This window comes from Sphingomonas sp. Leaf257 (assembly GCF_001422185.1).
Lineage (GTDB): Bacteria > Pseudomonadota > Alphaproteobacteria > Sphingomonadales > Sphingomonadaceae > Sphingomonas > Sphingomonas yabuuchiae.
In genome coordinates this window covers 42,410-63,869 of the sequence record NZ_LMMH01000032.1, presented here as the reverse complement: position 1 = coordinate 63,869, position 21,460 = coordinate 42,410, and the positions used below count along the sequence as shown (strand labels likewise).

Below are 21,460 nucleotides of genomic sequence, written 5' to 3'. Positions count from 1 at the left end.
GCCCGATGCCACCCGCGCTTTCCCCTTGTCATCCCGATCGCGTCGCTTTAGCAGCATTTGAGAGTCACTATCAATAGCAGGGAGTAAATTTATGCGCGCACTTCGCGGAGCGCTGCTGGCAGCGTGCGCCACCGGGGGAATGCTGGGCAGCGCGCTTCCTGCCCATGCGATGACGCTGCCCGACGAGGACCCGCAGCGGCTGCGCAACGAGGACATCGTGGTCGAGGGGCAGCGCGAGAAGAAGAGCGCGTCCTCGGGCACCAAGACCGACGTGCCGCTGATCGCGACGGCGCAGAGCATTACCGTGATCGACCAGGAGGAACTGACCCGGCGCAACGCGCTGTCGATCAACCAGGCGCTCGGCTATGTCGCGGGCGTCGCGCCCAACCAGCGCGGCAATGTCGCCACCCGCTACGACCAGCTGTTCCTGCGCGGCTTCGCACCCGGCGTGTTCATGGACGGGATGCGGCTGATGGGCGGCGTCTATGCCAGCCCGCAGATCGATTTCCATCTGGTCGAGTCGGTCGATGTGGTGAAGGGCCCGGCGGGCGTCACCTATGGCTCGGGCACGCCCGGCGGCCTCGTCAACCTGACCAGCAAGCTGCCCTATGCGGGGGCCGGCGGGCGGATCGAGCTGGCGGCGGGTAATTATGCGCTGCTGCGCTCGAGCATCGACGTGAATCAGCCGCTCGATGAGAATGACCGCTGGCTGTTCCGCATGATCGCAGGCGCTGAGGAATCGGACGGCTTCATCCGCAACACCGCCAATCGCCGCTATTATGCGCGCCCCATGCTGACCTTTGCGCCCGACACGGCGACTAGCGTGACGCTGATCCTCAACTATCAGCGCGATCCCGAGTCGGGGTCGTATAGCGGCGTACCCGTCTATGGCTCGGCGCTGCCCAATCCGTTCGGCGTGCTGCCGGTCGATTTCAACACCTCGGAGCCGTCCTACGAGGCGTTCGACCGGACGCAGAAATCGGCGACGATCCTGTTCCGCCATGACCTGAACGACCGGCTGAGCTGGACCACCAACGCGCGTTACCTCGCAATCGGGCTGCATTACCGGCAGATCTATGGTTCGGGCTATGTCACGCGCGGCGGGAATAGCGACTTCTCGACCCTGCAACGCGGCGGCGGCGGATCGGATGAAGCGTTCCAGACCTTCACGATCGACAATCATCTGGTCGGCAAGCTCGATACCGGCCCGGTCAAGCACACCATATTGGGCGGCGTCGACTGGCAGCATAATCGCGGCGAGAACTACCAGGCCTTCTACACCGGGCAGAATGCGAACCCGGTGTTCAACATCCCCAATCTCAGCCTGTTCGCGCCGGTTTACGGCGTACCGCTGCCCAGCTTCCCGATCAATCAGACCCACAATTACACCAAGCGCGATCAGGTCGGCGTCTATCTGCAGGACCAGATCGCGATCGGCGGCCTGCAACTGATCGCCAGTGGGCGTTGGGACACCTACAACCAGACGACGCAGAATCTGAACACCAATGCCGTCGCTCGTCTGAACCAGACGGCGTTCACCACCCGGCTGGGCGCGCTGTATGAAACGAAGATCGGCCTCTCGCCCTTCGTCAGCTATTCGGAAAGCTTCGAGCCGCAGGCGGGTAGCACCTGGGACGGCAGCAACTTCATCCCCGTCACCGGCCGCCAATATGAGGCCGGGCTGAAATATCAGCCGCGCGGCACGACCGCCTTGTTCACCCTGTCCGCCTTCGACCTGCGCCGTCGCAACGTGCCGGTCGCCGATCCGCGCGCGGGCACCGGCAATATCCCCAGCAATTCGCAGGTGCAGATCGGCGAAGTCTCGGTGCGCGGGATCGAGCTGGACGGGCGCGGCACGGTTGCCCCCGGCTTCGACGTGGTCGTCGCCGCCACCTATAACGACCCCTATGTCCGGCAGGGCACGCCCGTGGTCGGCACCGGCGACCAGATGAGCGGCGTCACCGGCACGCGGCCGTTGGGCGTGCCGCAATGGAGCGCGTCGAGCTTCCTGTCCTATGATTTGGGCAAGGCGGGTGTCGGCAGCGCGCTGGGCGGCCTGAGCCTGGGGGCAGGGGTGCGCTATGTCGGCGAATCGGATGGCACCGCGACCACCGTCGCTGCGGGCCGTACCGTCGTCCGCCGCTTCCAGTCGCCCGATTACTGGCTGGCCGACCTGATGCTGGGTTACGATCTCGGCCGGGTCAGCCCGGCGATGGAGGGGCTGAGCCTGACCGCCAATGTCGCCAACCTGTTCGACCGGCGGCACATCACCAGCTGTTTCTTCAACAATGGCTGCTATTACGGGGCATCGCGGACCTTTGTAGGCAGCCTGCGCTATTCTTGGTAAGGCGCACCCGATTCATTCGCATTTGACGTATCCGCCCGTCCCACCGACCGATCGGCGGGCAAGGGGCGCAAAGGAGTTTTGAGGTTTGTCGACCGATACTGCCCTGCCCGAACTGACCCCGACCACGGCGCTGAGCGTCGAGACGGTTCAGAGCGTCCATCACTGGAACGAGCATCTCTTCTCCTTCTCGGTGTCGCGCCCCGACAGCTTCCGTTTCCGTTCGGGCGAGTTCGTGATGATCGGCTTGCAGGGCGACAACGGCAAGCCGCTGCTCCGCGCCTATTCGGTCGCCAGCCCGTCCTATGACGAGAAGCTGGATTTCCTGTCGATCAAGGTCGAGGACGGCCCGCTGACCAGTAAGCTGCAAAAGGTGCAGCCGGGCGACAACATCTATCTGGGCCGCAAGCCGACCGGCACCCTGGTGGCCGACGCGCTGCTGCCCGGCAAGCGGCTGTTCATGCTGTCGACCGGCACCGGCCTGGCGCCGTTCCTGTCGGTGGCGCGCGACCCGGACATCTATGACATGTTCGACGAGGTCATCATCGTCCACTCGGTGCGCCGGGTCAGCGACCTGGCCTTCCATGACGAGCTGGCGGGCAAGCTGGCCGAGGATCCGCTGGTCGGCGACGTCGCGCAGGAGAAGTTCCACTATATCCCGACCGTCACGCGCGAACCGTTCCACACGACCGGCCGCATCGACGCGCTGATCGAGGATGGGCGCCTGTTCGCCGGGCTGCCTAGCGCGCATGGCTTCAACCCGGAAACCGACCGGATCATGATGTGCGGCAGCATGGAGATGATCAAGTCGCTGGGCGCCAAGTTCGAGGAAATGGGCTTCCCCGAAGGCTCCAACGCGCAGCCGGGCGCGTACGTGATCGAAAAGGCGTTCGCGGGCTGACCCTTTCCTCCCCTGGAAGGGGAGGTGGCAGGGCGAAGCCCTGACGGAGGGGTGTAACCCGTTGTGATGGAACAGTTCCTCGCAACCGGCGACACCCCTCCACCAGCTTCGCTGGTCCCCCTCCCCTTACAGGGGAGGAAGGAGCGTGTTTCCCAGCCTGCTGTCTGCATCGCTCTCGCGACATTTGTCATCGCAGGCGGCACATTTGTGCGACATTTGCGTCCTAACGCCCAAGCCTTGGACAAGGGAAAAGGGACGGACATGCGGCTTTGGGCGGGTTTGATGCTGGCGAGTGCGATGCCGGCGATCGCGCAGGCGCAGGTTTCGACCGAGCCCGCCCCGCAGGCCCCGCCCCCTTCGACGGCTTCCACCCCCGCCGTCCCGGCGACCGCGACCGCGACACCGCAAGCGCAGACGGCCAGCCCGGCCCGTACCCAGGCACAGCCCGAGGCCGAGGAGGAAGGCGAGGAGGCCGAACCCGACGTCGTCGTCACCGCGCGGCGCGAACCGGGCAAGGTGATCGGCGACATCCCGCCCGACCAGCAGCTCAGCCCCGCCGATATCCGCTCCTATGGCGTGTCGAGCGTCTCCGACCTGCTCACCGAACTCGCGCCGCAGACGACCAGCGGGCGCGGCGGATCGCCGGTGATCCTGCTCAACGGTCGCCGTATCGCGGGCTTCCAGGAGATTCGCGATCTGCCGACCGAGGCCATCCAGCGCGTCGATATCTTCCCCGAGGAAGTCGCGTTGAAATACGGCTATCGCGCCGACCAGAAGGTGGTGAACTTCGTCCTGCGCCCGCGCTTCCGCTCGCTGGCGGCCGAGGCGGTGGGCAAGGTGCCGACCGAGGGCGGCTCGGCGACGGGGCAGGGCAAGCTCGACTGGTTGCAGATCCGCCGCGACAAGCGGTTGAGCATCCACACCGATTATTCCGAAACCTCGCGCCTGACCGAGGCGGAGCGCGGCATCGTCGCACCCGCCTCGAATGCGTCGCTGGGCGGCAATATCGTCACCGCCGATCCCGCCCTCGCCGCGCTGACCGGCACCAGCCCCAGCGTGGTGGGCGTGCCCGGCGGGCTGACCGCCGCGCCGTCGCTGGCGCAGCTCGCGGGCAGCCCGGCGACCGGCACCGACGTCACCCCCTATCGCACGCTGCAATCGGCGCAGCGGCAATGGGACGCCAACATCGTCTATTCACGCAACATCTTCGACAAGGTGTCCGCCTCGTTCAATGCCGAGGTGCAGACGACGCAGAGCAACAGCTGGAACGGCCTGCCCTCGGCCAATCTGCTGCTGCCTGCGGGCAATCCCTATTCGCCCTTCGGGACGACCGCGACGGTCAGCCGGTTGACCAATGCCTATGGCCCTCTGGTCCAGAACAATACCGGGCTGACCGCGCATCTGGGCACGGTGTTCAACGGCGATCTGGGCCGGTGGCGCTGGTCGGTGACGGGCGCCTATGACCGGGCCGAGAGCCGGGTGGCCACCGATACCGGACTGGACGTGGCGGGGTTGCAGGCCAGGCTGAACGCGGGCGATCCGACCGCCAATCCTTACGGACCGCTCGACGGACTGGGTCTGGCGGCGCGCAATTTCGCGCGGTCGACCTCTTCGTCGGGGCAGGTCGATGCGCTGCTCAACGGCCGGGTCTTCGCGCTGCCCGCGGGCGATGTGCAGGCCAGCGTGAAGGTCGGCGGGCAGACCAGCGATTTCTCCAGCAGCTCGACCCGGTTCGGCATTCCACAATCGGGTGACGTGTCGCGCGACATCGTCAACGGCCAGGCCAATCTGGACCTGCCGATCGCCAATCGTAACCGCCAGATCCTGAGCGCGATCGGGGACCTGTCGCTGAACCTGAATGTCGGGGCGGATCACCTGTCGGACTTCGGCACGCTGACCACGGTCGGCTATGGCGCCAACTGGTCGCCGCTGGAGGGCGTGCGCGTCATCGCCTCCTGGACCGATCAGGAGGATGCCCCGACCGCGCAGCAGCTCGGCAACCCGTCGATCACCACGCCCAATGTCCGCCTGTTCGACTATGTGCGCGGCACGACCGCGACGATCACGGCGGTGACGGGCGGCAATCCGAATCTGGTCGCGGACAATCGCCATGTCATGAAGCTGGGCCTGACGCTGAAGCCGTGGCGCGACCGCGACATCAACCTGACCGCCAATTATTACCGGATCGACACCGACGATCCGATCGCGTCCTTCCCGACGCCGACCGCCGCGATCGAGGCGGCGTTCCCCGACCGTTTCACGCGCGATGCCGCGGGCAACCTGCTGCGCGTCGATTCGCGCCCGATCAACTTTGCGAACACCGAGCGGTCGCAGCTGCGCTGGGGCTTCAACGTCTCCAGGCCGATCAAGTCGAAGATCCAGAAGGAGCTGGAGGCGTTCCGTGCCGGTACCGGCCCCAATCCCTTTGCCGGGCTGAACTTTCCCGGCCGTCGTGGCGACGGCGAAGGCCCGCGTCGCGAGGGGCAGGGCGGTCCCGATGGACCGGGTGCGGGTGGGCCTGGCGGTCCGGGTGGTCCCGGCGCGGGCGGACCCGGTGGCGGCCCGGGCGGCGGTGGTTTCCGGGGCGGCGGCTTTGGTGGCGGACGCGGCGGCGGTGGCGGGCGCGTGCAGTTCGCGCTCTATCACACCTGGACCTTTGCCGACCGGGTGACGGTGGCAGAGGGTGGCCCGGTCCTCGATCTGCTGCGCGGCGATGCAATCGGGTCGAGCGGCGGCACCTCGCGCCATCAGCTGGAAGCGCAGGCGGGCTATTCCAACAACGGCATCGGCGTGCGCCTGTCGGGCAATTGGCAGAGCGCGACGCGGGTCAATGGCGGCACCCCCGCCAATCCGCAGGCGCTCGATTTCGGCAGCCTGGCGACGGTCGACCTGCGCCTGTTCGCCGATCTGGGCCAGCGGCTGGACCTGTTGAAGGCGCATCCCTGGCTGCGCGGGACGCGGGTCAGCCTGTCCTTCGACAATCTGTTCAACCAGCGGCAGCGCGTGACCGATGCCAATGGTACCGTGCCGATCGGCTATCAGCCGGGCTATCTCGATCCGCTGGGCCGAACCGTCCGATTGTCGATCCGCAAGCTGTTCTTCTGAAAGATCAGGCCCTTTGTCAGGAAAAGCACATCCGAAACAGGATCAAATTGGGATCGCTAGCGCAAGATTTTGGTTAACCTAGACTAATTTCGCTGGCATCCCGCCCCCTTAGGAATTGCGGCGCTGCTACGGAAACGGAATAAATCCGATGAAGTGATGTCGGCCGGCGTCGATAGCGGGGGGTACATGGATCGGGGCGGAGAGGTCATGAGTGACCGCTATCACGGGCAGGTCGACGATCTGGGGGATGCGATCGACGATCGCCTTCGCCGGATTCGGGACGAACTCGCCGCCGTGGAATCGATGGTCCGTCAGGATCATGAAAAGCGGATCAGTTCGGCTGATATCGGTTTGGTCCTGCGCGCCGCGCGGGAGGGGATCGGGGGATTCTTCAACCCGGACCTGTTCGCCGATCCGGCGTTCGACATGCTGCTGTTCGTCTTCCTGGAGGAAGAAGCGGGACGCAGCGTGGAAACCAGCGCCTGTTACCGCGCCTCGGGCGTGCCGCGCACCACGGCGGTCCGCTGGATCAACATGCTGGTATCGATGGGAATGTTCCACAGCACGCCGCATCCGACCGATCGTCGGCTGGCGCTGCTGAGCCTGAGCGAGGGGACGCGCGCCTCGGTCGGGCAATGGCTGGAGGGTCTGCGCCCGCTGGTCGAGCGGATCGCGATGCGCCCGGCGATGGCCGCCAAACCGGTCGCCTGACGGATAAGAGCGAGGGCCGGGGCGGCGGTGTCAGGCCGCCTTGGCCATCCGCGTGCGCAGCCGGTCGGCCAGCGTCTCCAGCGTCACCCCGTCGATCCGCGCCGCGACCGGCGCGTCGGACCGCAGGATATCGGCGATCGCCAGCTGCGACTGTGTGATCCGGTCGACCGCCTGGATGCTGACCATATGGCGGCGCAGCGTGTCGGGATCGCTGCCCAGTTCATAGGCCAGGTCGGCGAGCGAACGGGTCAGTTCGACCAGCTCGTCCGCCAGCGCCCGGGCAAGGGCCGGTTCCATGGCCCCCTCCGTCATTTGCTGCACAGTTTCACGATGTTGGCGAAGATCGCATCGCCCGCCACCGGCTGCGACACCGCGCCCTTGTTCAGCGTGAAGTCGGTGCCGTTGCGGCCGATGGCATAGGCGCCCCCCGCCAGCATCGCGCGCAGACCCGCCGAGCCGTCCTCGTCGTCCAGCGCCAGCAGCACGCCCAGGCCGTTGCCGCCCGCCGCCTTGGCGACCGAGGCGAAGAGCAGCGAGATGGACGGACGCTCGCCCGCCACCGGCTCGCGGGCCAACAGGCGCAATGTGCCGTTCGGCCAGGTATCGACGACCATATGCGTATCGCCCTGCGGCGCGAAATAGATGGTGCCCTGTTCCACCTTCATCCCGTCGGTCGCCTCGACGACCTTGGGCGCGATCTGCTCACGCAGCTGCTCGATCATCGGGGTCAGCAGGCCCGGCGACATCTGCTGCACGACCAGGGTCGGCGGGCAGTTGGCGGGGAAGTTCTGGAACAGGTCGAACAGCGCCTGGGTATTGGCGGCATCCGCGCCGATCGCCAGCAGGCGGCCGTTCCAGTTGATGTCGGCGACGGGGCCCTTGCGGCTCTTGGCGGCCTTGCCGCGCTTCAGATCGGCATTGCGCGCCGACTTGATGCGCTTGCCCAGCTTGCCGATGATCGCGTCCAGTTCGGCCTGCACCGCGACCTTGGGCTTGGGGAAACAGTCGATCGCGCCGAGGCGCAGCGCCTCGACCGATTCCGCGGCGCCGGCAGCGGTCCGGGTCGAGAACATGATGACCGGCATCGGCCGCTCCTCCATGATCTCGGCGAGATATTCCAGGCCGCTCATGCCGGGCATCTCGACGTCCAGCGTCATCACCTCGGGGCGATACTGGTCGACCATCTTGCGCGCTTCGGCCGCACCGTCGGCGGCACCCACCACCTGCACGCCCTTGATGCGTTCGAGCGCGCCCGAGATGAGGACCCGCATCGTCAGCGAGTCGTCCACGACCAGAACCTTAACGTCCGCCATTACTCAATACCTTCCAACGGAAACGCCGTTACGTCTTGAAAAACATGCGATTACGCGGCTTCGGCCGTCAATGTCACGCTATCGGTCAGGCGATCAAGCGCCAGGATCAGGATCAGCCGCTGTTCGATCGTGGCCAGCCCTTCCAGATAATGCGCCGCCGTCGCGTCGCCCATGTCGGGCAGCGGCTGCATCGCTTCGGGGGGAATGGTCACGATGTCGTTCACCGCATCGACGATCAGGCCCTGAAGCTGCTCGCCGATCCGCACCACGATGATGACATGGCGCGCGCTGGGATCGGTCACGCCCCAACCCAGCCGGTGGCGCAGGTCGAGCACCGGCAGGACCACGCCGCGCAGATTCACCACGCCGCGCACATGGGCGGGGACGTTGGGCAGCGGGGTCGCGGGCGACCAGGCGCGGATCTCGCGGATGGCCATGATGTCGACGCCCAGTATCTGGTCGCCGAGCTGGAAGGTGATGAGCTGACGCGACATGGTGGGGTTCCTCGGGATCAGGGGATCAGTGCAGCACGCGGCGGATGGCCGCGGCGAGCTTTTCGGGGTTGAAGGGTTTGACGATCCAGCCGGTCGCCCCCGCCTCGCGCGCGCGGGCCTTCTTCTCGTCGGAGCTTTCGGTGGTCAGCACCAGGATCGGCAGGTTGCGGTGGCCGGGCTGGCGGCGCAGCGCCTCGATCAGGCCAAAACCGTCCATGCGGGGCATGTTGATGTCGGTGATCACCAGATCGGGCGCGGTGTCGGCGGTGACTCCGTCCAGCGTGTCGAGCGCATGAACGCCGTCCTCGGCCTCGAGCACCCGATATCCCATATCGGTGAGCGCGGCGCGCAGAAGCATTCTCATGCTGGGCGAATCGTCCACGGTCATGATGAGTTGGGACACGAACTGGCCTTTCCGGTGAGGATCGAGAGACATTAGAAGAATTCCACATCGCCGGTCGCGGCGGGTGGGGGTGGCGGAACGGGTCGCGCGGCGCGCGGCGGCGGCATGGCCGTGTCGGTCACGTGGCGGCACCGGGCCAGGCCGAGTGCCGGGCGGAACTCGACGCGGCGGGCGCTGACGCCGCCGACATCCTCACCGACCAGTGCGATCCGCTCGTCCGCCAGGAAGCGGCGGGCGAACTGCGCATTGGCGGTGCCGATGTCGCGAAAGCCGTCACGCATCATCGCGCCACCGAACAGCCTGGCCTTCAGGCTGTGCCGCTGTGCGCCGAGCGCCATCATCGCGTTGATCAGAACTTCCATCGCATACACACCATAGCGCTGCATGGATTTAGGATCGGTTTCCGCGACGCCCGGTTCGGCGAGCAAAAAGTGATTCAATCCGCCGATTCCGGCGATCGGATCGTACAGGCACGCCGAAATGCAGCTGCCGAGCACGGTCGTCAGCACCACGTCCTTGTCCTGGCTGACTCGCGTCTCGCCCTGGATGACGTTGATTCGGCGAAGCCCGTCGCGGTTCGCCAGCCGGGTCAGCGGGGAAGGCTGGGGCGGCGGGGCGAAGGGCGGCGGCTGATGGGGCATGGCCTGGATCACGCCCGGCACCGGTCGATCAGTGCGGGCGCGATCCGGGTCAGCGTCAGCTGCCTGGTCACCGCGCCGATATCCTGGGCGACGCCGGGCATGCCATAGACGACGCAGCTGTCGCGATCCTGGCCGATGGTCATGCAGCCCTTGCCGCGCATGGCGAGCAGGCCGTCCGCCCCGTCCCGGCCCATGCCGGTCAGGATGGCGCCCACCGCCTTGGCCCCGACCGTCTTGGCGACGCTGTGGAACAGTCGGTCGACCGAGGGACGATGGCCGCTGACCGGATCGTCGGGGATCAGGCGCGCGCGATACTGGCCATCGACGCCGCCCACCTCCATGTGATGCGTGCCGCCGGGCGCCAGATAGACATGGCCCGCCACCAGCGGCTGGCCATGACGCGCCTCGGTCACGGTCGGCTTGGACAGCCGGTCGAGCCGGGCAGCGAAGCTGGTGGTGAAGGTGGCGGGCATATGCTGGCAGATGACGGTCGGCGGGCAGTTGGCCGGAAAGCCGCTCAGCACCTGGATCAGCGCCTCGACGCCGCCGGTCGACGCGCCGATCGCGATCAGCGAGCCGGGGATCGGCTTGAAATCAGCCATCGGCGTGGGCGCGGCGGGCGCCATGTCGCGCACGCGGATCCGGCGGCTGCTGGCGGCGGCCTTCACGCTTTCGGCGATGCGCGGGTCGATGCAGTTGGTAGCGGGCTTGGCGCAGCATTCGACCGCGCCCAACTCCAGCGCGCGGATCGTGGTGTCCGCACCCGCCTGGGTCAGGGTGGAGAGCATGACGACCGGCATCGGACGCAGCCGCATCACACGCTCGAGGAAATCGAGGCCATTCATGTCGGGCATCTCGACGTCCAGCGTGATGACATCGGGATCGAGCGCCTTGATCATCTCACGCGCCTGGTGCGGGCCGTTGGCGGCGCCGACCACTTCGATATCGGGGTCGCGACTCAGCATGCCCGCGATCAGCGCTCGCATGGTGGGGGAATCGTCGACAATCAGGGTACGTACGGCCATCAGGATACTTTCTGGAAAGCGGTGCGACCGATGCAGTGAAAGCGCGCCGATACTTCCGGCGGGATGCGCTCGGCATGACCAATATAAAGGGTGCCGCCGTCGACCAGCTGGTCGGCGAAGCGGGCGAGCAATTGGGCTTTGGTCGGGTCGTCGAAGTAGATCATGACGTTGCGGCAGAAGATCACATCGAAGGGCCGCCGCATTGGCCAGTTGCGAAGCAGGTTGAGTTCACGAAACGCAATCGGGTTGCGCAGCGCGGGGAGCAGTTCGTCCGTATCGCCGACGCGGCGACACCAGGTCGATCGCATCGCGGCGGGCATGGCGCGGGTGGTGTCCAGCGGATAGCGGCCCGCGCGTGCGGTCGCGATCACGCTGGGCGACAGGTCGGTCGCCAGCACGCGGAAATCCTGGGTCGCCAGCTTCTCAGCGGCGCGGACATCCTGGCCCGCGATCGTCATCATCAGCGAATAGGGTTCCTCGCCGCTGGAACAGGCGGCGGACCAGACCCGCACCCGCCCGCCGCTCGCCAGACGCTGCGAGAAGCCGGGCCAGAGCTGGTCGCGGAAATGTTCGAAATGATGATTCTCGCGGAAGAAGGAGGTGTGGTTCGTGGTCAGCGAGTCGACCGCGCGGGCCCGCTCGGCCGGATCGCTGGCGATCAGCGCGAGATAATCGGGGAAGTTGCTCAGCCCGCAGGCGCGCAGGCGCCGGGCCAGCCGCCCATAGATCAGCTTCGCCTTGCTCTCGGGCAGCAGGATGCCCGATTCGGCGTAGATGATGTCGGCGATCGCGCGGTGGTCGGACGCCGAGAAGGCGAACTCCATCTCCCGCTGCGGTTCGCGCGACGCCAGGGCGGCGAGTGCGTTCACGCGGCCATGTCCTCGAGGAAGGCGCTCGGCCCGCGTCCGTCGCGGCGCCAGCGGCCGATCAGCGCATCGACATCGAGAATGAGCGCGACCCGGCCGTCGCCCAGGATGGTCGCACCGGCCAGCCCGTGAATGGCGCGGTAGTTCGCCTCCAGGCTCTTCACGACCACCTGACGCTGGTCCTGGATCGAGTCGACCATCAGCACCGCCTGGCCCTGGTCGCTTTCGACCACGATCAGCACCGCGTTTTCGGGCTTGGCGATCGCGCCGGTCACGCCCAGCTGCTCGCCGACGCGGTGGACGGGGACATAGGTGCCGCGCACGTCGAGCAGCGGCGACTGGCCGCCCACGACATGCACCTCGTCGATGCCCGGACGCAGGCTCTCGACGATATGGGTCAGCGGGATGACGAAGGTCTGGTCGCCGACGGTGACGATCATGCCGTCGAGCACGGCGAGCGTCAGCGGCAGGCTGAGCGAGAAGCTCGACCCCTTGCCCAGTTCGGACTGGATGCCGATGCGGCCGCCCAGCGCCTGGATGTTCTTGCGCACCACGTCCATGCCGACGCCGCGGCCCGAAATGTTGGAGACGACGGCGGCGGTCGAGAAGCCGGGGGCGAAGATCAGATTGTCGATCTCTTCCTCGGACAGCTGCGCATCGGGGGCGATGATGCCGCGCTCGATCGCCTTGGCCTTGACGCGCGCGCGGTCGATGCCGCGTCCGTCATCGGCCACCGTGATGACGATCCGGCCCGACTGGTGCGCGGCCGACAAGGTCACGACGCCCTCGCCGTCCTTGCCCGCCGCCTTGCGATCGGCGGGGGTTTCCAGGCCATGGTCGACGGCATTGCGGATCAGATGGGTCAGTGGCTCGCCGATGCGCTCGACAACGGTCTTGTCGACCTCGGTCATCTCGCCCTCGACTTCCAGGCGGACACGCTTGCCGGTCTCGACCTCCAGTTCGCGGATGATGCGCGGCACGCGGCTGAAGACGGTCTTCATCGGCTGGGCGCGGATCGCCATGGTCGAATCCTGAAGCTCGCGGGTCAGGTGGTCGAGGTCGGACAGCTCGGGGATCGAGCCCATCTCGTTTTCCGACAGGCGCTGCGCCAGCATCGCCTGGGTGATGACCAGCTCGCCGACCAGGTTGACCAACCGATCCAGCTTGTCGAGGTCCACCCGGATCGTCTGGGCGGCGGCGGCGGCGACACGCGGGCTGCTCGCCGCCTCGACCACCGACACGACCGGTGCGGGCGGCGCAGCCGGGGCGGGGGCGGGGGCCGCCGCCGGAGCAGGCGCGGCGATGACGGGCGCGGGTGCCGGTGCGGCGACCGGCGCCACGGGCGCAGGGGCCGCGACCGGCAACGGGATCACATCGGCCATCGGCTCGGCAATGGCCGGTTCCACCACGATCTCGGGCTCGGCGAAGGCCATTGCGGGATCGGCGCGGGTGACGGTCAGGCGGCATTGCGGATCGGCAAAGTCGAAGACCGCGCGGATATCGTCCTCGTCCAGCATACCCGGCAGCGCCATGGTCACGCCGATATAGGCACGCTCGGCATCCAGCCCGTCGAGCTGCGGCAGCTCGGACAGGTCGGCCGCCAGCGTGCGGCCGCCCATGCGCGACAATTCGCGCAGCGCCAGCATCGGCTCGGCACCATGGTCGAAGGCACGTGGGCCGGGATATACCGAGACGATCCACTCGGCCGGGCCAGCGGGTTCTGCGGCGGGGGCCGGGTCCTCGAGCATCGCGAACAGCGCGTCGAAATCGTCCAGCGCGGCGGCGGCGACATCGGAGGTCGGGGCGGCGAAAGCGATATCGGCGACGGGTTCCGGCTCGGCGACGGCAGCCGCTGCGCCACCGATCTCGCCCTGGGCGGCGGCGGCCAGCCGGTCGAGCATCGCCTGGTCGGCGGGCATGCCGCCCTCGCCGCGTGCGGCGGCGACATGGTCGGCCAGCGTATCGAACGCCGCGACGATCAGGTCGATCAGCGGTTCGCTCAGCGGCAGCGTGCCGTTGCGAATCAGGTCCAGCAGGGTTTCGTAATGGTGCGAGAAATGCTGGAGCCGCTCATGTCCGAAGGCGCCCGCCCCGCCCTTGATCGAGTGGACCGACCGGAAGACCGTGTTGATCGTCTCGTCATCGTGGCGGTCACGCTTCAGGTCGGCAAAGGCGGTTTCGAGCGCGCCGAGACCTTCTTCACATTCCTGGAAGAAAATCTGCTGAATCTCGTCGAGGTTCATCGGTCAGGCCTTTCAGGCGGCGGCGACGAGGCTGTCGAGCCCCGCCAGCGCGATCATCGAAGCCAGCGGCTCGGATGGGCTGTTCAGTTCGAAATCGGTCGGGATCGACGCCGCCATCGCTTGGGCGCTGGCCAGCACCTGGAGGCAGGCCTGGCCCGCCTGCGCCACCTGCGATCCGTCGAGCGTGATCGGGTCGCCCGATGCGATCAGGTCGAGCAGCGCCTGACGCAGCGGAACGGCGGCGGCGGTGTCGAGCACGGGGGCAAGGGACAGAGCGGTCACGGCGAGACTCCAGTCGCGGGTTTCGGGGGGCAGCATGGCGCGAAGGTCGTTAAGAAAGCGTGGGTTAACCGAATTTTACGCTTTGCCCCCGGCCGGGCCGCCTGCGCATGCCGGGGGCGAGCCGATCAGAATTCGGTCCAGTCGTCGTCGCTGACCGCAAGCGCGGCATTGCCCATAGATGCGGGCGGGGCCTGAATCGGCGCCGGAGCGGCGGCGGGACGCCCGCCTTGCGCGATCCGGCGGCTGGCGGCGGCCACGCGCTGCTGCAGCTGATGGACCGGCTGGACGGGGGCGGGGAAATGGCCGGGCTGGTTCTCGATGCGGAAGCGCGAGATCTCGCGTGCCAGGCCATCGGCCTCGACCGCCAGCGAGCGTGCGGCGGCGGTGGCCTGTTCGACCATCGCGGCATTCTGCTGAGTCACGCCGTCCATCGCGGACACGGCGGTGTTGACCTCCTGCAGCCCGATCGCCTGCTTCTCGGCCGAGCTGGCGATATTTTCGACCAGCGTGCTGATCTCGGCGATCTGGCCGATGATTCGCTCCAGCGCCTTGCCGGTCTCGCTGACCAGGCTGACGCCCGATTCGACCTGTTCGGAGCTGGCGAGGATTCGCGATTTCACGTCCTTGGCGGCGTCGGCCGAACGCTGGGCGAGCGCCCGGACCTCGGAGGCGACGACCGCGAAGCCCTTGCCCGCGTCACCGGCACGCGCCGCCTCGACGCCCGCGTTGAGGGCAAGCAGATTGGTCTGGAAGGCGATGCCGTCGATGACGCTGATGATCTCGGAAATTTCGCTCGACGTGCGTTCGATCCCGGCCATGGCATCGACCGCGCGGCGGACGATCTCCCCCGATTGCTGCGCCTCGATCCGCGCATCGGCGACGGCGCGATTGGCGCGATTGGCGCCCTCGGCGGTCTGGCGGACGGTCGAGGTGATCTCGTCCATCGCGGCGGCGGTTTCCTCCAGGCTGGCGGCCTGCTGCTCGGTACGCTGCGACAGGTCGTCCGAGGCCTGGCGGATGTCGCTGGCCCCCGAATTGATGCCGTGCGTGGCGGCCGTGACGGCGCTCATGGCGCGGCCCATCGATTCCATCGCGCGGTTGAAGTCGACGCGCAGCTTGTCATATTCGGACGGGAAGGGGGTGAGGATGGTCTCGGTCAGGTTGCCGTCGGCCAGTTCGCCCAAGCCCTTGCCAAGCTCGTTGACGACGATCTTCTGCGCCTCGCCCGCCTTCTTCACCTCGGCGGCATTGCGACGGAAGACGTGCATCGCACGGGCCATCCGGCCGACACAGTCCCCATAGTCGTCATAGAGGATTTCGCGATGGACGTCGCCCGCAGCCAGCTGCTCCATGGTCACGACGCTGCTGACATAGGGGTCGCAGATCAGCTTGCGCGCGACCCGCATCGCAATCAGGGACACGACCAGCGCCATGGCGGCGAAGGCGACCGGCAGCGACAGCGAAAAGCCACCTTGAGCAAGGATCGTCGCCATCAGTCCGACCGCGGCGAGCGTTCCGTAAAGACCGGTCAACACGTCGAATTTGAGACGAATCGGTGCCGTCTTGGCAAACCAGGACAACATAGCGGCGTAACCTCCAAAAACCTTTCAGCGAGCAGATGCACTCGCCGGGCGCAGCGGAGGGGTCAGACGGTCACCAAGGCCTCCGGCGTGTGACCATAATGGGCAGAAACGGTAAACATCCCGTTTCAGCTGCGTCACGACGCCGGAAGAACTTTGATGGATTATTGATTCACATTACGATTATCGGTCATGCCGGTTGCCGACAATATCTCGATCCAATAGCCATCGGGATCGGTGATGAATGCGATGTCCTTCATCTTGCCGTCCTGGGGCCGCTTCTTGAACGTCACGCCCAGCGACTCGAACCGTTCGCAGGCGGCGGTGACATCGTCGACGCTGATCCCGATATGACCAAAGCCGCGCGGATCGCCGTTGCCGTCGTGATAGCCCTTGAAGTCGGGGTCCGACTCGGTGCCCCAATTATGGGTGAGCTCGAGCGTCGTCTCCCGGTTGAAGATGAACCGGGCGCGCTCGGCGGGGTCCTGCGGGATCGTCTCGCCTTCGCCCAGATAGGCGAGGAAATAGAGCGAGAAGCGCATCTCCTCGAAGTCCAGCTTCTGGAGCAGGGTCATGCCCAGCACGTCCTGGTAGAAGGCGAGCGACGGCTTGGGATCGCGGATGCGCAGCATCGTCTGGTTGAGCGCGAAGCTCTCGGTTCCGGCGGGGCGGGTCGTCATCATGGGGTCCTTGGAAAACGGCGAGGCCCTCCGCCGCTGGGGACGAAGGGCCTCGGAGTGCGCGAAGCGGGACGGCTCAGGCGAGCGTCAGGCCGACATCCACATTGTTACGGGTCGCGTTGGAATAGGGGCAGACCTCATGCGCGGCATGCATCAGCTTCTCGCCCTCGGCACGGTCGACGCCGGGGAGGTTCACGAGCAGGTCGACGGTGATGCCATAGCCGCCTTCCTCACGTGGGCCGAAGCCGACCTCGGCGGTGACGGTCGCATCCTGCGGGACCTTCACGCCTTCCTTGCCCGACACCGCCTTCATCGCGCCCAGGAAACAGGCCGAATAGCCCGCCGCGAACAGCTTTTCCGGGTTGGCGCCTTCGCCGCCGGGGCCGCCCATTTCCTTCGGTACGACCAGCTTGACGTCGACCGAGCCGTCTTCCGACCGCGCCGCGCCGTCGCGACCGCCGGTCGCCGTCGCCTTGGTCTTGTAGATCACATTCACGCCCATGTTGCTCTCCTGTGGGTCATCGGGTCCAGAATCGGTTCGATGGCGTCAGCGCGTCAAGGCCCGGTGCGTTCCATCGCGACCCTATTACCGCGCCGTCGCCTGAATGGCATCGGGCGACCAGCCGCCGCCCATCGCCTGATACAAGGTGATATAGGCGGTGAGCTGATTGGCCTGCGCCTCGGCCAGTGCCAGTTCGGCGTTCAGCAAACCGCGCTGCGCATCCAGTTGTTCGAGATAGGAGGAATAGCCCGCGCGGTAGCGGTTGGAGGCGATGCGAAGCGCATCCGCCTGCGCCGCGCGCTGCCCGGCGAGCGCTACCGCCTGTTCGCCCGAGCGGCGGACCGAGGCGAGGCTGTCGTCCACCTCGCGAAACGCGGTCAGCGCGGTGCGGCGATAGGCAAAGGCGGCCTGGTCCCGCCGTGCCGCGCTGGCATCGGCCTGCGCCCGCAACCGCCCGGCGTCGAAGATCGGGGCCAGCACGCTGCCACCGATCGAGAAGATGGTGATCGGGTTCTTGAGCGCGCTGGACAGCACGACGCCCGCCGAGCCGGTCAGCCCTAGGCTGGGCAGCATCGCCGCGCGCGCACTGTCGAGCGAGCGGTCGGCGGCGACCAGCGCCTGTTCGGCCTGGAACAGGTCGGGGCGGCGGCGCAGCAGGTCGGACGGCAATCCATCGGGGATGGCGGGGCGGACCAGCCGATCGATCGGCAGCCCGCGCGGGATCGGGCCGGGCGCGCCGCCGATCAGGACGCTCAGGGCATTCTCCTGCCGCGTGACGGCCAGCCGGGCGGCGGCGACCAGCTGCTCGGTCGCGCGATACTCGCCCTCCGCCTGTCGCAGTTCCAGGTTGGAGGTATAGCCCGTCGTCGCCCGCCGCCGCGCGATGCGCAGCGCATCCGCGCGGGCCGCCAGCGTTTCTTCGGCGATGTGCAGACGGTGGTCGAGCGCGCGCAACGTAACGTACCCGCTCGCCACCCCGGCGGCGAGCGCCAGGCGCACCGTGTCCCGCGCCGCCTCGGTCGCCAGCAGCTGCGCGCGGGCGGCGGCACGGGCGTTGCGCAACCGTCCGAACAGGTCGAAATCATAGCTGGCCTGGACCAGAGGCTGCGACCCGAACTGGTCGAGCCCGGTGCCGAAGGCGGTGACGGTGCGCCCCTCGGTCAGCGGCAGGCCCGCCGTGACGTTCGGCGACAGCTGCGCGCGGGCCAGCCGTTCCTGGGCGCGCGCCTCCTCGATCCGTGCCGCCGCGCTGCCCAGATCGGGGCTGTCGGCCAGCGCGCGGGTGACGAGCGAGGTCAGTTGCGGATCGCCGAACGCCTGCCACCAATCGGCCGCGATCGGGCTGCCCGGCCCAAGCGTGGTGCGCCAGGCGGGCGGCGGCACCACGGCGCTGGCCGTCGGGGCGGCGGGACGCGGCCCGATACACCCGGCGAGCAGCAGCGCGGCGGCGATGGGGAAAGCGGCGTGCCTCATCGCACCTGCGGCCCGCCAGCCGTGTCGACGCTCGCCTGCACCGACATGCCGGGGCGCAGGCGCGCGGCCAGGGGCTGGCCCGGATCGACGCGGATCCGCACCGCGATACGCTGCGGCACCTTGGTGAAGTTGCCGGTGGCGTTGTCGGACTTCAGCACCGCGAATTCGGAACCGGCGGCGGGCGAGATCCGCTCGACATGGCCCTTCAGCCGGGCATTGCTCAGGCCGTCGACGGTGAAGCTGGCGGGCTGTCCCACCGCCATGCGCGCGGTCTGCGCTTCCTTGAAATTGGCGATGACCCAGGTTTCGGGCGGCACCAGGAACATCAGCTGCGAGCCCGCCGTGACATATTGACCCAGCCGCACGCCGACTTCGGACAGGCGGCCATCCTCGGGCGCGCGGACGACGGTGTTGGCGAGGTCGATCTGCGCCAGCCGCCGTGCGGCTTCCGCGCCCGACACGCCTGCCTGCTGCCCGCCGCGTCCGACCTGGACGGTGCGGACATCCTGCTGGGCGATCTCCCGCGCCGCCTTGGCCTGACGCAGTTGCGCCTGGGCCTGGCGGAGCGCGGCAAGCGTCTGGTCGCGTTCGCGCAAGGATACCGAGCCGTCGGTGACCAGATCGTTGACCCGCGCCATATCGGCCTGGGCGCGCATCAGCTGCGCCTCGGCATTGGCGACGGCGGCGTCCTGCGCGGCGAGGCTGGCGGTGCGCGACGCCTGGGCCTGGCGGCTGTTGGCGAGCGTGGCGGCCTGCGCCTCCACCTGTGCGGTCGCCTGGTCGACGCGCTGGCGATAGATGCGGTCGTCGATCCGTACCAGCGGCTGACCGGCGCGAACCGTCTCGAAATCCTTGACCAGCACGGCGGTGACGTAACCGCTGACCTGCGGTGCGATCACCGTCGTCCGCCCGCGCACATAGGCGTTGTCGGTCGACTGGCGATCGCTGGAAAAGGGCGGCAGCCGCCACGCCGCCAGCACCGCGGCGATACCGCCGATGACCAGCAGCGCGATCAGCGCGCGCGACCGCCACCCGCCCGATGGCGGACGCCAGCCCGAGGATGGAGCAGGCGGCGGCACCGGCGTCGGAGGGGGCGGGGGCACCCCCGCTTCGGCGGCGGCCTGTTCGGTCATCGGGGTGGGGGAGACGGGCGATCGTGTGTCGGTCATGACTGCACCTTGGCCGCCGCACGGGCGCGGCGCGCACGCCGCCAGGTCAGCAGCGCGAGGAAAAGGGTAACGGCCGCCGCCAGTGCGGCGACCAGTCGGAAGACGTCGTTATAGGCGCGGATATTCGCCTCGCGCGTGGCGGCCTGCGACAGGAGCGCGGCGCCCTCCGCGCGGGCGAGCGTCGGGTCGCCGACCACGCCCGACACCCGCGCGCCGCCCGCCGCGATACGCTGCGTCACCTGCGGGTCGGTGGGATCGATATTCTGGACGATGGCGGCGCTGTGCGCCTTTTCGCGGACCACCTGATAGGTGCCGAGCAGGGCGGTGCCGCCCAGACTGCCGACCGAATTGAGCATCCCGAACAGCGCGATGAAGCTGATGACATGTCCGGCCCCCTGTTGCAGCGCGCGGGTCATGCCGAACAATAGCGACGGGCCGAGGAAGAAGGTGGTCGAAAAGGCGATCACCGCCTGGGTCGCGTACAGCTCGGGCGCGCGGGTCAGGTTGGTCGAGAAGCTGTCGGCATAGGCGGCGATGGCGACCAGCCCGATCGCATACATGATCGGGTGGGTCAGCTTGGTCGGGTTCAGCGTCACCGCGCTCATGACGACACCCGCGACCGAGGCGATGAAGGCGATGGTGAACAGCGTGCCGAACTGGTCGTTATTCTGGCCCAGCGCGGTCAGCAGGCCGACCGCGCCGAAATTCTGTTCGGAAAACACGATGCGCGCCATCAGCGTGACGATGGCGAAGCGCACGATGTCGATCGACCCCAGCCAGCGCGTGTTGAGCAGCGGATTGGCCCGGTGATGCTCGATCCACAGGGCGAGCGCCAGGAGCGGGATGGCGATGACCAGCGCCCAGCCGATCCACGCGGCCTGCGTCCACCAGACCAGCCGCCCCTGGCCCAGCACGGCGCAGAACAGCCCGATGGCGGGCGCGTAAAGCACGAAGGTCAGGAAATCGAGCGGCTCGAACGCCTTGAGTTTCTGAGTCGGCGGCAGGCGCAGCGCGATGATCGAGGCCAGGCTGATCGCCGCCAGCCCGAACTCGAACAGATACAGCGTGCGCCACTGCGACATGGCGAGCAGCTCTGGCGAGAAGAGCCGGGCGAGCGGCGTCGCGCATTGCGGCACGCCGATGCCCAGCACGATCGCCTTCAGCCGCCATTTCGCCGGAAGCGCCTGCATCATGTAATAGAGGCCCAGCGACGACAGCGCCGCCGCCGCCATGCCGCTGGCCCCGCGCACCGCGATGGCGGTGGCGAAATCGCGCACGAACAGATGGGCAAAGGCCAGGATCGTATAAAGGCCCGAGAACAGCAGCGCGAAGGGGCGCAGGCCGAATTGCTGGCGGAACTTGATCAGCAGCAGGTTGATCGACGCGTTGGTCATCACATAGGCGATGGGCAGCCACGCGATTTCGGTCGGATCGAGCCCCAGCGCACCCTGGAGCTGGATGGTGTTCACCTGGACCAGCGCATTGCCCAGCCCGCCGGTCAGGCCGATCAGCACCGCGATCACGCCATATGCGATGCGCCGCCGGTTGGGATGATCGAAATTGCCGGGCGAGCCGGGAATGGTCGGCCGCTCATGGGGAGCGAAGGACCATTCCTCCTCGCTCCAGAATTGCCGAAACCGCGATGCCATCCCCGTCCTTTCGTCCCGTCGCGCTGAACGCGCAACCCGCCGACTCGGGTGCGTCCGGGAAAGCGCACGGTCATCGCCC

General features: G+C 67.6%; 19 protein-coding genes. 4 read left to right on the top strand and 15 right to left on the bottom strand.

Going from position 1 to position 21,460, the window contains the following annotated elements:
• Window positions 1-91 precede the first annotated feature (91 nt).
• From ASF14_RS13105 to ASF14_RS13090, 4 genes are all read left to right on the top strand, one after another.
• Window positions 92-2,347 carry a TonB-dependent siderophore receptor gene (locus ASF14_RS13105; protein ID WP_082442249.1) on the top strand — a complete coding sequence of 752 codons (2,256 nt, stop codon included), beginning with the start codon at window positions 92-94 and terminating at the stop codon, window positions 2,345-2,347.
• A gap of 85 nt (window positions 2,348-2,432) precedes the next feature.
• Complete coding sequence (locus tag ASF14_RS13100) at window positions 2,433-3,245, top strand: ferredoxin--NADP reductase (RefSeq protein ID WP_056435650.1); 813 nt, start codon at window positions 2,433-2,435, stop codon at window positions 3,243-3,245.
• Between the two features lie 261 nt (window positions 3,246-3,506).
• Window positions 3,507-6,350 carry a TonB-dependent receptor domain-containing protein gene (locus ASF14_RS13095; protein WP_056435648.1) on the top strand — a complete coding sequence of 948 codons (2,844 nt, stop codon included), beginning with the start codon at window positions 3,507-3,509 and terminating at the stop codon, window positions 6,348-6,350.
• 207 nt (window positions 6,351-6,557) lie between these two features.
• Window positions 6,558-7,061 (top strand): hypothetical protein, encoded by a 504-nt coding sequence (locus ASF14_RS13090; protein ID WP_056435644.1) that lies wholly within the window; start codon window positions 6,558-6,560, stop codon window positions 7,059-7,061.
• Window positions 7,062-7,091: 30 nt separating this feature from the next.
• On the opposite strand, the gene ASF14_RS13085 is transcribed toward ASF14_RS13090, so the two are convergent.
• The 15 genes from ASF14_RS13085 to ASF14_RS13015 all read right to left on the bottom strand — a co-directional run bounded on the left by ASF14_RS13085 (window position 7,092) and on the right by ASF14_RS13015 (window position 21,381).
• Window positions 7,092-7,358, bottom strand: a complete 267-nt coding sequence (locus tag ASF14_RS13085; protein ID WP_236697066.1) for a hypothetical protein — start codon at window positions 7,356-7,358, stop codon at window positions 7,092-7,094.
• Between the two features lie 11 nt (window positions 7,359-7,369).
• Entirely contained in the window at window positions 7,370-8,374 is a 1,005-nt protein-coding gene (locus ASF14_RS13080; protein WP_056435638.1) for a chemotaxis protein CheB, read from the bottom strand.
• 50 nt (window positions 8,375-8,424) lie between these two features.
• Window positions 8,425-8,868 carry a chemotaxis protein CheW gene (locus ASF14_RS13075; protein ID WP_042485432.1) on the bottom strand — a complete coding sequence of 148 codons (444 nt, stop codon included), beginning with the start codon at window positions 8,866-8,868 and terminating at the stop codon, window positions 8,425-8,427.
• A 25-nt stretch (window positions 8,869-8,893) separates the two neighbouring features.
• Window positions 8,894-9,271, bottom strand: a complete 378-nt coding sequence (locus ASF14_RS13070) for a response regulator (protein ID WP_056436364.1) — start codon at window positions 9,269-9,271, stop codon at window positions 8,894-8,896.
• Window positions 9,272-9,303: 32 nt separating this feature from the next.
• Window positions 9,304-9,912, bottom strand: a complete 609-nt coding sequence (locus tag ASF14_RS13065; RefSeq protein WP_237243461.1) for a chemotaxis protein CheD — start codon at window positions 9,910-9,912, stop codon at window positions 9,304-9,306.
• A gap of 8 nt (window positions 9,913-9,920) precedes the next feature.
• Window positions 9,921-10,937, bottom strand: a complete 1,017-nt coding sequence (locus tag ASF14_RS13060) for a protein-glutamate methylesterase/protein-glutamine glutaminase (RefSeq protein ID WP_042485438.1) — start codon at window positions 10,935-10,937, stop codon at window positions 9,921-9,923.
• Window positions 10,937-11,806: a CheR family methyltransferase gene (locus ASF14_RS13055; protein WP_172839597.1), complete on the bottom strand. Its 870-nt coding sequence runs from the start codon at window positions 11,804-11,806 to the stop codon at window positions 10,937-10,939. Before ASF14_RS13055 ends, ASF14_RS13060 begins: the two co-directional genes overlap by 1 nt.
• Complete coding sequence (locus ASF14_RS13050; protein WP_056435635.1) at window positions 11,803-14,046, bottom strand: chemotaxis protein CheA; 2,244 nt, start codon at window positions 14,044-14,046, stop codon at window positions 11,803-11,805. The genes ASF14_RS13055 and ASF14_RS13050 overlap by 4 nt, the downstream gene beginning before the upstream one ends.
• 12 nt (window positions 14,047-14,058) lie before the next feature.
• Window positions 14,059-14,364, bottom strand: coding sequence for an STAS domain-containing protein (locus ASF14_RS13045; RefSeq protein WP_056435631.1), 306 nt, complete (start codon window positions 14,362-14,364; stop codon window positions 14,059-14,061).
• Window positions 14,365-14,453: 89 nt separating this feature from the next.
• Entirely contained in the window at window positions 14,454-15,911 is a 1,458-nt protein-coding gene (locus ASF14_RS13040) for a methyl-accepting chemotaxis protein (protein ID WP_056435628.1), read from the bottom strand.
• Between the two features lie 161 nt (window positions 15,912-16,072).
• The gene (gloA, locus tag ASF14_RS13035; protein WP_056435623.1) at window positions 16,073-16,591 is read right to left on the bottom strand and encodes a lactoylglutathione lyase; all 519 of its coding nucleotides are present in this window, start codon (window positions 16,589-16,591) and stop codon (window positions 16,073-16,075) included.
• Window positions 16,592-16,664: 73 nt separating this feature from the next.
• On the bottom strand, window positions 16,665-17,090 hold the full coding sequence (locus ASF14_RS13030) for an organic hydroperoxide resistance protein (RefSeq protein WP_042485447.1): 426 nt from the start codon (window positions 17,088-17,090) through the stop codon (window positions 16,665-16,667).
• Between the two features lie 84 nt (window positions 17,091-17,174).
• Window positions 17,175-18,563, bottom strand: a complete 1,389-nt coding sequence (locus ASF14_RS13025) for an efflux transporter outer membrane subunit (RefSeq protein ID WP_056435620.1) — start codon at window positions 18,561-18,563, stop codon at window positions 17,175-17,177.
• Window positions 18,560-19,732 carry an HlyD family secretion protein gene (locus ASF14_RS13020; RefSeq protein WP_056435617.1) on the bottom strand — a complete coding sequence of 391 codons (1,173 nt, stop codon included), beginning with the start codon at window positions 19,730-19,732 and terminating at the stop codon, window positions 18,560-18,562. The genes ASF14_RS13025 and ASF14_RS13020 overlap by 4 nt, the downstream gene beginning before the upstream one ends.
• Entirely contained in the window at window positions 19,729-21,381 is a 1,653-nt protein-coding gene (locus tag ASF14_RS13015; protein ID WP_056435614.1) for an MFS transporter, read from the bottom strand. The genes ASF14_RS13020 and ASF14_RS13015 overlap by 4 nt, the downstream gene beginning before the upstream one ends.
• Window positions 21,382-21,460 lie beyond the last annotated feature (79 nt).